Raw genomic sequence first — 12,524 nt, 5'->3', positions numbered from 1 at the left:
CCAACACCATCGAGTAGGGCGGAAAAATAGATCACTTAATTAAGCGAATTGGTATAAAAATAAAATTGTGAACTACCGAATTTACGTTTTCGGTTTGTGTAAGCAGTTGTTTAGGTGAAGTATCAAACAGAATTTATAAATTAGTTTGATTAGTTGATTATAACTCGTTAACTAACCACAGACTTAGCTTGTTTATGAGGGCAATGAATACTAATATGATTTCATGATCTTATAACTAAATCTATTGGCTTAGTTGTTTTAAAATTACTACCAATAATGATTGCGAGCTGTAACTTAAATGCCTTATGAAACATTTGTAGATGACTCTGCATCGCTAGTTGAATTTACCCGAGTTTACTTAGCTATTTTTTATACTTTTGTTGCCGGATTTTATACATTTAGAATTATTTATAAAAATCGAAATACACCATCTGGCGTTATTTATCCCGGTGATAAATTTTGTACTAGTTGGTGGAATCATATGGTTTTTAAATTTTTTAGGGCTGCTATTTGGTTTGTATGTGTAATTAGAGTATTTGTACCTGAGTTAGATAGCTATCTTGGGCTATCCCCAATACTCAATGGCTGGCCAGGCGTATTATTTGGCGATGTATTATTGACCGCAGGCTTTATTTTAACGATGTTTGTACATTTTCATATGGCAGCCTTTTGGCGTTCAGGCATTGATCCTAAGGGACCACATGAGCTTAAAACATCAGGATTATATGAATACTCTAGGAATCCGATGTATTTAGGCGTTGTAGCTGCACAGGTGGGGTTCTTTTTAGCCTTACCTAGTATATTTAGTTTGACCTGTTTAGTTATTGGTTTTACAGCTATATATAGACAAACATTAGTTGAGGAGGCTCATTTAGCTCATCGTTTTTCTACACAATATAAAGAGTATAAACAACTAGTCCCTCGCTGGTTATAGCTTGGGATCGAGCTTTAAATACATGGATTTTTAAGGCAAAAGTAAAGAAGTGTTCTGTGTTGGCTTGCTAAAATCTAGCATGATAGACATAAATCAGATCACTTCTTTTTGTTTTATACCAATTCGCTTAATTAAGTGATCTATTTTTAGGATGGAAAAACGTGTTGATAGCTAGGCAAAAAAATTGCTATTTAGTTGTTCTAAATGAGAATTTTTTAACACAGGTAGCGACCCGTTTAGCCCCGCAAAATGATTAAGTATTATTGCGGATTGGTATTATATACTTTTCCATAAACTCTTGTTTAGTAATTGCCTTTGAAAAAATGTAGCCTTGAATATAATCACAAGCAAGCTGCTTTAATAGGTCATACTGTTTTTGTGTCTCAACTCCTTCAGCAACTACCATTACGTCTAGATTGTGAGCCATAGTGATAATAGCTTTCACGAGAGCAATACTATTATCGTTTGATTCTATATCGTTGATAAATGAGCGATCTATTTTTAAAATATCTATATCTAAGCGCTGTAAATACGCCAAGGAAGAATAACCAACACCAAAGTCGTCAATCGCAATATCTATATTAATAGTGCTTAAGCGTTTTAATTGTCGTTGTATTGACGAGTCGGGATCCATTAAAGTATTTTCAGTGACTTCAATTAAAATGGTGTTTGCGGGTAGTTGGTACTTTTTACTTGCAACAATCCATTCATCCACCCAGCAACCAGCGCGGTCAATTTCAAGAGGTGATGTATTTACACTGACTTGAATTGTCTTTTCACTTAAAACATTGAATTGGACGGTATCTTGAATTGCTTGAGATTTTACCCATTGGCCGATATCGTTTATTAATCCGTTTTTTTCAGCGACAGGTATAAACTCATTTGGCCCTATTAGGCCTCGTTCAGGGTGATTCCAACGAATTAGGGCTTCAGCTTTTGGTACTGATTTCCCGTCAATTGAAAATATAGGTTGGTAAAATAATTCAAATTGATTATGAGTGATTGCTATTCGTATTTCTTCTATTAGGCGACGTTTTTCTATGGCTTTTTCTTCAATAGCATAGGAGAAAAACTCGTAGCGATTCCGACCTTTATTTTTAGACAAGTACATCGCTTGATCAGCACGTTTAACGAGCTCTTCTACTGTTAAGCCATCAGCAGGAAAAAACGTTAAACCTATGCTTGCTGTAACATACACTGTTTCTTTTTTTATTTTAATACTCTGCATTAAGCTATTTTTTATAGCTTCGGCAATTTTTGATGCTTCATCCGGGCTATTTACACCCTCTAAAATCAATGTAAATTCGTCACCACCCAAACGTGCGACTGTATCTTTAGTCGTTATACAACTTTGTAGTCTTGTTGCTACTTGGTGTAAGAGTAAATCACCGTAGTCGTGACCTAGGCTGTCATTTACTTCTTTAAAGCCATCCAAATCTATGAATATAAGGGCGAACTTCATTCCCTTAATACTTACTAAGCTTTGTAGTTTTTCGTAAAAATAACGCCTGTTCGGTAAGTCGGTTAATCCATCTTGGTAGGCATATTGTTGCAACTGAATATTCGCATTTTCAAGTTCATTAGTACGCAGTCTAACTTGGTTTTCTAATGAATTTTCTCTTTGCTCAATGTTGTATAACATCGCATTAAAACAAGAGGTTAATTGTCCTACTTCATCTTGTGATAGCTGTTTAGCGCGTAAGCTATAATCATGTGATGTGGTTATTTTATTTGCTGTTTGAGCTAAATATAAAATAGGGTTTAAAAAGCGACGCCTTAATAAAAGAGATAAAATTAGGCTGATGGCAAAGGTGAATACCATCAAAATCATTATAAATTTAAAGTAAAAAGTAATTCTGTCTTGAATGTAGCTGTTGTTAGCGCGTATTTTTAATATACCGTAATCATGCATATCGAGCTGAAGGGGTGTACTTACTTCAATACTTTGCTCCATATCTTCATCTTTGGATTGCGCAGTAACAAGTTGCTCACCAGTCACACTTGTTACCATTATACTAATAACATCTGAGCGTATAAGTATTGGGTTTATAAGCTCTTGCACTGCATCAATATCATCAAACATAAGTGCTGTAGTTATATTCGGTGAAAGCATTTTTGACAGAGAGCCCAAGCTTTCTATTTGTTCCTCTTTAGCGCTAGTGATTTCATAAGCACTAAATACAATGGTTACTGTCGCGGTTGATACAAGTGCAACACTCATTAAGATAAATAGTAATTTTTTACTTATTGTATTTAATGCAAATAGTTTTTTCATCGCGCTACCTATCTACAACGCGGGCAAGGCGTAGCACTTTTGAGCTCATAGTAATGCCTGCATCTTTAAGCTGTTTCGGAGCAATTTCAAAGCGAATTTTACCACTGGAAAGAAAAAACCTGATATGACCGCCATTTTCAATAAATGTGTCTGTTTCACCAATGAGCATAACGTTTTTCAGCTCTAAAGGTGTTATGTTTTGCCATTCGATAAATGTATCAGAGGTAATAAATAGCATGTTACACGCCGAGGTTGTTACTTCATCCAGAGTGATTAATTTATTGTATAGAGGTAAGTTTTTTATAGTGCGACTTTTTAAAGCGTTGTTAGCCGCATCAATAAAGTATTTATCAGGGCTACAAATAATAAATTTATTAAGAGATTCTAAATGATAATCCCAGTGTCCAAAACGTGCAAAGTTATATAAGAAGCCTGCTTTTAGCATGTATTCTTTTTCAACAGCGCCAACGCTGGCACTAAGAAGTGTCAACGTTATTAAGCTACTGTGAATTAAACTTCTTAATTTAATCATCTAATTAACTTAGAAATTTGCTGAAATTGTAAATGTAATACATTCATCAATATAGTTTGGTAATGTATAGGTTTCGCGCGTATTATTGTACTCAATATGTGAACCTGCAAAGAGGTTTTTACCCGAAATTGCAGTAGACCACACAGGTGTTGCTTGCCAATTCCAACTAACATCTAACGTTGTGTAATTATCAGTGTTATATGCATTTGAGTTTATTGCGCGCAATGTCGCAAACACATTATGGTTGGTTAAAAAAGAATAATCGGCTTTTGCAAATAACTGCCTGTTTTTAGAGTCATAGCCGATTGCGGGCTCTACTCGAGGAGGTAAATCGTAGTTATAATCGGTGTAACTATAACCAAACTCAGTATTGAGATTATCAACAGGTTGCCACGATACAACTAGGTCGAACCCTTTAGTGGTCGTGTCTGCTACAGATGCAAAGTCTAAATCTATGCGAGTCATTGTTAGTGCTTGAAATACTTCTGGGATTCTCCCTGCTAGAAATAATTCAAGTATAGGTGTGAATTGTTCAGCATGCGTATTCATATCAATAACCGCTACGTTATTAGCATCGGTATAATAAGTAGAAAGATCCAATGACCAATCGTTAGCAGTAAAACGGTAGCCTAATTCATAAGATAGATAGTTTTCAGATTTAACTTTGTCGTTACCATTTAGGTAGGTTGCAATTCGGTAGTCGTCTATTTGTCCAAAGCCAGAGCTTAAACCGGTAAGATCTTTAATTTCAGTACCATTAACTTTAAAGTTGTCGTTAAATTCAATCAATGTTGGTGTACGTACACTTCTCGATATAGCACCCCAAGTAAGGTGGTTATCTACTGGTTTGTATATAAGCCTTGCTGACGGTTGATTTTCCCAGCCAGTTAAATCGTTATGATCAAGCTTAGTACCAATAATAAAATCGAGTGTATCAGGCGTCACATTGTATTGAGCTTGAACAAGTGCACCAAACTGTTTGAGGTTATCAAAGTTTTTATCGCTATCTAAAAATACACTTTCTGCGAAAGAGATAGAGTTATACCGGTAGTTTAATCCCCAATCTAGCTGTAGAGATTGGTATATGAAGTTCATTTGATAATCAATATCTATCGATTCAAAATCTTCTTTAATATAATCTTGGGAACCATTTTGTTTCAGCCAAGAAATTTGTAGCATTTGATTGGCATCGGGCGACACTCTGTTTTCAAGGCGTGCCATTATGCGTGAGTCTGTTCGCTTTAAATCATCTGAGAATGAAATGTTTTCGTTGGTTTCATCTATAACACCTCGGTAGTTTTGACCAAGTGTTGAGTGAGTAACGTCCCCCTGTAGTAGCGCAGACCACTCATCATTAGGGGTAAAGTCAGCCCGAAAACCTAAAGAATTTTGTTTAGTTGTATCGTTAGGTGCGAGTAAGATCCCTTTTTTTGATTCATTCGCATCTTTTACATGACCATACACACGGTAGCTGCCTATGTTACTTATATCACCACCGTAACGAAGATTTGCATCAACATTTATTTGATTACCAGTTGTTACGTTTGCGTATCCACCGCGAGTATCAATACTGTTCTTAGTAATGATATTAATCACGCCATTATTTGCGTTACTACCCCAAAGTAATCCGCCTTGTCCGCGTATTACTTCAATGCGTTCAATGTCATACAAAGGAACGTTGAGTGTTTCCCAATAAACTGCAGCAAATTTTGGGGTATATAAGCTTTGTCCGTCAATCATAACCAATAGTTTGCTAGAAAATCGAGAGGCAATACCTCTTGATGAAATAGCCCATTGATTGTTATCGAGCTGACGTACAATTAAACCAGGCACCATTTTCAGTGCTTCAGGTACTGATGTAGCACCAGAGTTAGTAATTTGTTCTTTACTTAATACATAAATAGATGAAGCGGTATCAAATGCTGATTGCGCTCTTTTCATCGCAGAAGTTGCTTGTACATCCATGCCCATTAAAGCATCAAGATCGAGGTCTTCATCTTCAAACGGCTCGGCCGTTAAGAGAGGGCAAACAAAAAGTAATGGCCAAAACAAACGTTGTGATATTTTCACCCAAAAGTCTCCTGCGCAATCAAAAATCAAAAACAGTCTTTGTTTTTGTAATACATGTGATATCACACAATATTAACATACATTAACAGTGTAAAAGCATAAATGAGATTAAATCAAGGTAACTAATTTTGTAGTAGTTGAAAGGTCTAATTTCGCCCAATTGAACTGTAAAAATATAGTTAAATGAACTTTATAAGTATATTTATTAAAGAGTCAGTAAAATGTAAATAGCTGATAGTTATATGTTTATATACGACTTAAAATTTAGTCTATTTCAGAATAACTTCAAAGTATTTATGGTTATTAAATATTTAATCTTAACTTTTTCGTGTCATGCTTCTCAAAGCAATATTAATTATATGGGCACAATTTATACCTAGCCCTGTGTTATCTGCGATTGTGGTTTAATTATCTTTGCTTTTGTTAAAGCTATATAGAATACTTAAATTTGCTTGGTTTTGCTTTAAAGGCACCAAAGTATGATAAAAAATGAATTAATTAATGTAGAAGAAGTACTCGATTTAATGCTTGATGCCGTTTGTGTGGTAGATAAACAAGGCACATTTGTTTTTGTAAGCGCAGCATTTGAGCAAATTTTTGGTTATACGGCCGACGAAGTTGTAGGCAAAAAGATGATTAACTATGTTTACGAAGGTGATCATTACAAAACGCATAACGCCGTAACTTCGCTATTGTCTGGCGAAACGGTAAACCCTCGCTTTGAAAACCGCTGGATGAGAAAAGATGGTCAAATAGTCCATATATTATGGTCTGTTCGTTGGTCAGAGCAACATCAAGTAAGAATTGCAGTAGCGCACGATATAACTGAGCGAAAAGTAATGGAAGAGCAGCTCCAGTACATGGCTCGGCACGATGTGTTAACTGGTTTGCCTAATCGCTCTTTATTGATGGAGCGATTAGAAAAAGTAATTATTAGTGCAACTACAAACAACACATTTTTTTCTTTACTGTTTATAGACATAAATGGCTTTAAAGCAGTAAACGACACCCACGGACACGAAACTGGCGATAAGCTTTTATGTGCTATAGCAAAAAGGCTTTCAGCGTCGGTTAGGCATTACGACACAGTAGGGCGTTTAGGTGGAGACGAATTTTTAATTATTTTAGATAATTTAAGTTCTAGCCACGAAACCGTCAGAATAAAAAATAAAGTCCTCACTGAGTTTAAAGCTGTCTTTAAGTTAGATGACGTACTACTAAATATTTCCCCCAGTATTGGCATTGCAAACTACCCAGAGCACGGACAAACAGATCATGAACTTATAAAATATGCTGATCAAGCTATGTACAAAAATAAACAACAAGGCTTAGATAACGTAACCTATTTACCTTAAAAAATTATGCTGAACTACCACCTTAGACAGCTCATCTTCACAACGCCCTTAACTACAATACATTACTTACCGCCACATTTTTAATAGCGGTTTTCCAGCGCTGCGTTAAAAATCTATAAATGCTCTTACAGCAGTTTGTAGGTAGTTCCTTGATAAATAAACTGCACAAGTTATGTCTGGGTGATAATGAAGGCAATTACCGTATAGGCAGTAATACATTTTTTACTAATGATGCAGGCGAAAGCAAAGTTCCGGTCACTGATTACGCAACAGCAATGGTTGATGTAGCGCAAAATGCAGCACACGTAAATCAGCATATTAGTATTGCCTACTAATATGGTTACTAATCAAAAGCGTTTGATTATTTTGATATAACAATACTGGCTCACAAGGCTAAAATAATTTAATCTGAGCGTATTAATTCTTATTAAATTATTTGCCTTATGAGCCTTCTTTTTTCTCTTGCGTTAGCAAGCCTTCCCGCTTTACCTGAGCCTGTTGCAAATAATGCTGTGGCTAAAGTTATTGTAAAAAACCAGCCCTACTTTTTAAGCTTTATGGGGCTGGGGCGCGATAAACAATACTCGTCAGTGCATAACAAAGTGTGGACGCTTAAAGTTGGCGATTCACAGTGGCAATCTAAAACTGGTGTGCCTTCAAGCTTGCCATTAAAAGGGCGCTTAGCAAGCACCGCAGTCGGCTTAGGCGAGTACGCTTATGTGTTTGGCGGCTATACGGTAGCAGAGGATCATACTGAAGTTTCAAGCCCCGACGTATATAGGTACGACGTAATAAAAGATACCTACACTCATCTTGCGAGCATGCCAGTACCCGTAGACGATAGCGTAGCGCTGAGCTACAAAGCGCGTTACATTTATCTAATTAGCGGTTGGCATAACGACGGCAACGTAAACTTAGTACAAGTATACGACACGCAAAATAATACATGGCAACAAGCCTCGCCATTTTTAGGTGAGCCTGTATTTGGCCAAGCCGCTGCTATTAGTGGTAACACCATTGTTATTTGTGATGGCGTTAAAACACAAGCTAATCCTGATTCGCGTCGCTCGTTTGCAGGTGTAGCACAGTGCTTAAAAGGCACAATAGATTCAACTAACCCACAAAAAATAGATTGGCGTACCTTGCCACATCCAACAGGCACTGCTCACTACCGAATGGCAGCCACCAGCTATAATGGCAATATTTATATGATGGCAGGCTCTAATAACCCATATAACTACAGCGCAATAGGTTACGACGGCAAACCTGCACCAGCAAGTGACCATGTTTGGCGCTTTAGTATCAAAAAAAACGAATGGCAGATTTTATCCCCAGTTGAAGTAAAGAGCATGGATCATCGTGGCTTACTTGAGCACAGTGGGGTTTTATATCGAATTGGCGGCATAGATAATAATCAGCAAGTAAGCGCTAACGTGCTCGGTTACGAGGTTGAAAAGTGAACACTCTTTACATTACAGGAGCGGGAGTCAGCGCAGCCAGTGGTATTCCCACCTTTAGAGGGGAGGATGGTTATTGGACCATTGGCAGTAAAAATTATACGCCTATGGAAATGGCAACGCGCGCAATGTATCAAAACGCCCCAAAAGAGTTTTTAGCATGGTATTACCATCGCTTTGCAACGTATCGCAACCATGGCCCAAACGACGTACACCATTGGCTAAGTGACAAAAACCTAATTACTCAAAACATAGATGGGCTTGATGGCAAAGCGGGTAACAAAAATTACATAGCGATACACGGCAGGCTTGATCAAATGACCTTATTTCATGAGCAAGGTGAGCCAGTCACGCCACTTGCCACCCCGTGGGATAGTGTAGACGAAAGCCGCCTGCAAGAGTCTCTTTTTGAGCTATTTAATATTCAAAACCAAACGCCTGAGCTAAACCATTCATTTAAGCCCTTTGTTTTATTATTTGACGAATACTACACCGAGCTTTACAGAATAACACAAGCACAACAGCGTATGCTCAACGCCGATAAAATTGTATTTATGGGCACCTCGTTTAGCGTCAATATTACGCAAATGGCAATTGAAATAGCCCGAAATTACGACATTCCTGTTGAAGTGGTTGACCCTGAACCTGCACATATTTTGCACGCTAACGTCACATATAAAAAAATGAATGCATTAGATTACATTCAATCTAATTAATAAGTGCTATATTTTAAAGGGGTTGGTAATGTTTTCTTAAATATTAAAATCTCTTTATATAATATTAACGAGTCAAAAATGTTATTATTATCCTGATTATAACAATACTAAAGAGATCTGAATGAGCGACTTAACTGCAATAGCAAACTTGTCCATTTTACTTGTAGAGCCTTCAGAGGTTCAGCAAAAAATAATAATAAAATCGCTTTTAGAAAGTGGTGTAAAACAAGTTGAAACTGCATCTACACAAACACAAGCGCTTAGCTTATTAGCAAGTTATCACCCTGATCTAGTTATAAGCTCTATGTATTTATCTGACGGGACAGCCGACTCACTATTGCAAGAAATAAGATCAAACCTTATCACCGAGCATCAACCTTTTATGCTTATATCGAGCGAGCGTAATAAAAAATACCTTGAGCAATTACGCCAATCGGGTGTGCTGGCTATTTTGCCTAAGCCTTTTAGCGCAAAAGCCATTACCCGCGCACTCAAAGCAACCCTCGATATCATAAGCGAAGAAGAAGTAGAACTTGATCATTTTGACGTAACGCTGCTGCGAGTTTTAGTGGTAGACGACAGCCGCTTTGCGCGTAAACACATAATACGCGTACTTGCGGGTATGGGAATACCTGCACCAATAGAAGCTGAAAACGGTAAAGAAGCTATTGAGCACTTAAACAACCAACCGTTTGACTTAATAGTAACCGACTACAACATGCCAGAAATGGACGGACGGGAACTAACAGAAGCCGTTAGAAGCTCAAATAGCTACTCACATATTCCTATTTTAATGGTGAGCTCAGAGGCAAACGACACTCACCTAGCTAATATTGCTCAAGCGGGAGTTGATGCTATTTGTGATAAACCGTTTGAACCGGCCACAGTGCGAGAATTATTGTTTAAAATAATGTCTTAAAAGTTAGTACAAGCGTAGGACGGTTATTATTTGGCCTACGCTCATCTTTAAAATACATTTACTATTACAGTTTTCCTAATCTATAAATGAGTAATGCAGTTTTTTTAATGTTTTTATCAAGGCTGGTTAAATCGGCTGTTTCGTTTTTAGTATGCGCGCCGCTGCCCATCAAACCTAAACCATCAAGTGCCATATCAACATGATTTGCCGCAAACGAAATATCAGCCGCACCTGCATTGCGTGGATTGGCGGCTACTACTTTGTTGAAGCCTAAGTCGTGGCTTGCGTCGCTGTATAATTCTAATAGCTTTTTATTGCCATCAGTTAATGCCATTGGCGGGTAACCGTCTTCAAAAATAAGCTCTGCTCTACTGCCATCTAAGTTTTTAGCCACAATTTGTAGCATAACCCTTTTAGCGCTTTCTACCTGCTTTGGCGAAAGTGCGCGTAAATCACCTGCAACATGCACGGTTTGTGCAATTACATTGCTTTTACCAAACGCCGTTGCTGACGAGTTAGCACTGTCGTAGTCGGCATTGGTACCGCCCACAATAAGCCCTGGGTTAAATGTTAAATTAGGTTGCGTGGCAAGTTGCTCTCTAAAATCATTTAAAATGCGTGATGCTTCGTAAATAGCGCCATAACCAACGCTGTCGCTAAATATTTGCGACGAATGCGCTGCATTTGCCGTTACATTTAGCGTCCAGCCGGTATAACCACGGCGCGCCGCCATAGCTGTTTTTATATTGTTATCGCCATTTTCATAGCCAAGCGCTACGTCAGCCCAAATTGCTGCATCAACAATAGCTTGTTTAGATAAGCTAAGTGGGCGACCGCTGCTTTCTTCATCGCCAGTCAGCAATACTTTTATGCTTACATTTTCGAGTAAATTAAGGGCTTGTAAGCTTTTAAGTGCGGTAATTATTATCGTGTTACCGCCTTTCATATCGGCAACGCCTGGGCCACTGGCTGTATCGGCATCAAGTTGTTTGTAGGTAGTAAAGTTATCGTTTTTGGCAAATACCGTATCTAGATGGCCGATCATCAGTATTTTTATTGCATCGGGGTTTTTACTCTCATGGGTTGCTAATACATGACCTGCGCGGTTAAACGCACTGCCATCCAGCCATTCTACTTTAAAACCTATGGCTTTAAGCTGCTCGCTTGTCAGCGCACCTACTTTTTTTACACCTTCAATATTAAGCGAACCGCTATTAATATTTACGGCTTGCTCTATTTCTTTAAGTGCTTGAGGAATGTTTTTATCGACCTGTTTTACTATTTCACGCTCGTTTTTATCAAGCGCCGCATGGCTTGTAAGCGGTAAGGTACTAGCAAGTGTGAGGATAAGTGCATGGCTAAATTTTAAAAATGACATAACAGCATAATAAGTGAGAAATAAGAGTATTTAATATGAAGTAAAAATACACAGGATTCAATAGAAGGTGATTGTGATTTTTAACTAATTTTATAAGCAATAACGAGTTACAAGTTTAAGAGTTTTGGGGTGTACGCGTTGTTGGTTTAAACACAGATATTTAAAATATAACCTTTTAACTAACAACCAAGCTGTATAAATAAACAACGATTTGTCTGGTATTACTGATCTCCACCATTTTGGGGTTTTGCTGCATTTAGAAAAGGTAAGGCGAAGCTAACTAACTGTTTACAGTTGTTTATTTTATAGCTAGGATAAAGTCATTGTAATATAAGGACATTTGCCGGTTTGTAAAGCGACAAATGTCGTAGACTAAATTGTTATGAGTAATCATGGGAACAAAGTTACCTGCTGAGCAATTGGCACTTTATAAAGATATCGATGAAATCCTTTTCTATAAATGGGATCCTATTGGCATCTCAGATAGTGATTGGTCAAGAGACGAATATCAGTCATATTTGCCAAAGGTTTTTCAACTGGCTCTGGATAACAGTGAACCCAGTTTAATTGCTAAATATTTGACTTGGGTCGCAACAGAACGGATGGGCCTAAACGAAGCGTCAAATCATGATATGAAAATTGCCGAACTCGTATTGGTAGCTAAAGAAAAGCATTTAAAATAGCTTGGAGTAAATTACTCATAACAAGCTGTTAAACAAGGACAAAAAACAGTTGGCTTTTTGTTCACTTCGTTCACTTATTTTAGCCAACTACTTTTTGCCTGTTAACAGGGCGTTGAGGCTGTAGAATTACTCTTTTTAGGAACGTATCCTACTATTTTCAATTGATTGCTTTTTAACCTTGAATCCATTCATTCGCTGTGATCTA

11 protein-coding genes are annotated in these 12,524 nt (G+C 37.5%); 7 read left to right on the top strand and 4 right to left on the bottom strand.

Going from position 1 to position 12,524, the window contains the following annotated elements:
* Positions 1 to 298: 298 nt before the first annotated feature.
* Positions 299 to 934 (top strand): isoprenylcysteine carboxylmethyltransferase family protein, encoded by a 636-nt coding sequence (locus tag H5072_RS03245; RefSeq protein WP_182692680.1) that lies wholly within the window; start codon positions 299 to 301, stop codon positions 932 to 934.
* Between the two features lie 253 nt (positions 935 to 1,187).
* Here H5072_RS03245 and H5072_RS03240 read toward each other — a convergent pair whose 3' ends face one another.
* The 3 genes from H5072_RS03240 to H5072_RS03230 are packed head-to-tail and all read right to left on the bottom strand — an operon-like array spanning position 1,188 to position 5,811.
* Complete coding sequence (locus H5072_RS03240; RefSeq protein WP_182692679.1) at positions 1,188 to 3,209, bottom strand: bifunctional diguanylate cyclase/phosphodiesterase; 2,022 nt, start codon at positions 3,207 to 3,209, stop codon at positions 1,188 to 1,190.
* Positions 3,210 to 3,213: 4 nt separating this feature from the next.
* The gene (locus tag H5072_RS03235; RefSeq protein ID WP_182692677.1) at positions 3,214 to 3,741 is read right to left on the bottom strand and encodes a YfiR family protein; all 528 of its coding nucleotides are present in this window, start codon (positions 3,739 to 3,741) and stop codon (positions 3,214 to 3,216) included.
* 9 nt (positions 3,742 to 3,750) lie between these two features.
* Complete coding sequence (locus H5072_RS03230; RefSeq protein ID WP_182692675.1) at positions 3,751 to 5,811, bottom strand: TonB-dependent receptor domain-containing protein; 2,061 nt, start codon at positions 5,809 to 5,811, stop codon at positions 3,751 to 3,753.
* A gap of 479 nt (positions 5,812 to 6,290) precedes the next feature.
* Between H5072_RS03230 and H5072_RS03225 the strand changes: the two genes are divergently transcribed.
* The 5 genes from H5072_RS03225 (at position 6,291) to H5072_RS03205 (ending at position 10,258) form a co-directional block, all read left to right on the top strand.
* Positions 6,291 to 7,166, top strand: coding sequence for a sensor domain-containing diguanylate cyclase (locus H5072_RS03225; RefSeq protein ID WP_024603384.1), 876 nt, complete (start codon positions 6,291 to 6,293; stop codon positions 7,164 to 7,166).
* A gap of 149 nt (positions 7,167 to 7,315) precedes the next feature.
* Complete coding sequence (locus H5072_RS03220) at positions 7,316 to 7,501, top strand: epimerase (protein ID WP_182692673.1); 186 nt, start codon at positions 7,316 to 7,318, stop codon at positions 7,499 to 7,501.
* Between the two features lie 108 nt (positions 7,502 to 7,609).
* Positions 7,610 to 8,626 carry a kelch repeat-containing protein gene (locus tag H5072_RS03215; protein WP_154902982.1) on the top strand — a complete coding sequence of 339 codons (1,017 nt, stop codon included), beginning with the start codon at positions 7,610 to 7,612 and terminating at the stop codon, positions 8,624 to 8,626.
* A complete protein-coding gene (locus H5072_RS03210) occupies positions 8,623 to 9,339 on the top strand; it encodes a Sir2 family NAD-dependent protein deacetylase (protein WP_024597449.1) in 717 nt (238 codons plus the stop codon). The genes H5072_RS03215 and H5072_RS03210 overlap by 4 nt, the downstream gene beginning before the upstream one ends.
* A 121-nt stretch (positions 9,340 to 9,460) precedes the next feature.
* Complete coding sequence (locus H5072_RS03205) at positions 9,461 to 10,258, top strand: response regulator (protein WP_024597448.1); 798 nt, start codon at positions 9,461 to 9,463, stop codon at positions 10,256 to 10,258.
* A gap of 64 nt (positions 10,259 to 10,322) precedes the next feature.
* Here the strand turns inward: H5072_RS03205 and H5072_RS03200 are convergent, their stop codons facing one another.
* Positions 10,323 to 11,636, bottom strand: coding sequence for a M20/M25/M40 family metallo-hydrolase (locus H5072_RS03200; RefSeq protein WP_182692671.1), 1,314 nt, complete (start codon positions 11,634 to 11,636; stop codon positions 10,323 to 10,325).
* Between the two features lie 392 nt (positions 11,637 to 12,028).
* Between H5072_RS03200 and H5072_RS03195 the strand changes: the two genes are divergently transcribed.
* On the top strand, positions 12,029 to 12,319 hold the full coding sequence (locus tag H5072_RS03195; RefSeq protein WP_182692670.1) for a hypothetical protein: 291 nt from the start codon (positions 12,029 to 12,031) through the stop codon (positions 12,317 to 12,319).
* The last annotated feature ends 205 nt before the right edge of the window (positions 12,320 to 12,524 follow it).

It is taken from the genome of Pseudoalteromonas sp. SR45-5 (assembly GCF_014163565.1).
Lineage (GTDB): Bacteria > Pseudomonadota > Gammaproteobacteria > Enterobacterales > Alteromonadaceae > Pseudoalteromonas > Pseudoalteromonas distincta.
This window is presented reverse-complemented; position numbering and strand designations above follow the sequence as displayed.

Coding starts and splice junctions, on each gene's coding strand:
- H5072_RS03245 (WP_182692680.1), top strand. CDS start 299: ATGCCTTATGAAACATTTGTAGATGACTCTGCATCGCTAGTTGAATTT.
- H5072_RS03240 (WP_182692679.1), bottom strand. CDS start 3,209: ATGAAAAAACTATTTGCATTAAATACAATAAGTAAAAAATTACTATTT.
- H5072_RS03235 (WP_182692677.1), bottom strand. CDS start 3,741: ATGATTAAATTAAGAAGTTTAATTCACAGTAGCTTAATAACGTTGACA.
- H5072_RS03225 (WP_024603384.1), top strand. CDS start 6,291: ATGATAAAAAATGAATTAATTAATGTAGAAGAAGTACTCGATTTAATG.
- H5072_RS03215 (WP_154902982.1), top strand. CDS start 7,610: ATGAGCCTTCTTTTTTCTCTTGCGTTAGCAAGCCTTCCCGCTTTACCT.
- H5072_RS03205 (WP_024597448.1), top strand. CDS start 9,461: ATGAGCGACTTAACTGCAATAGCAAACTTGTCCATTTTACTTGTAGAG.
- H5072_RS03200 (WP_182692671.1), bottom strand. CDS start 11,636: ATGTCATTTTTAAAATTTAGCCATGCACTTATCCTCACACTTGCTAGT.
- H5072_RS03195 (WP_182692670.1), top strand. CDS start 12,029: ATGGGAACAAAGTTACCTGCTGAGCAATTGGCACTTTATAAAGATATC.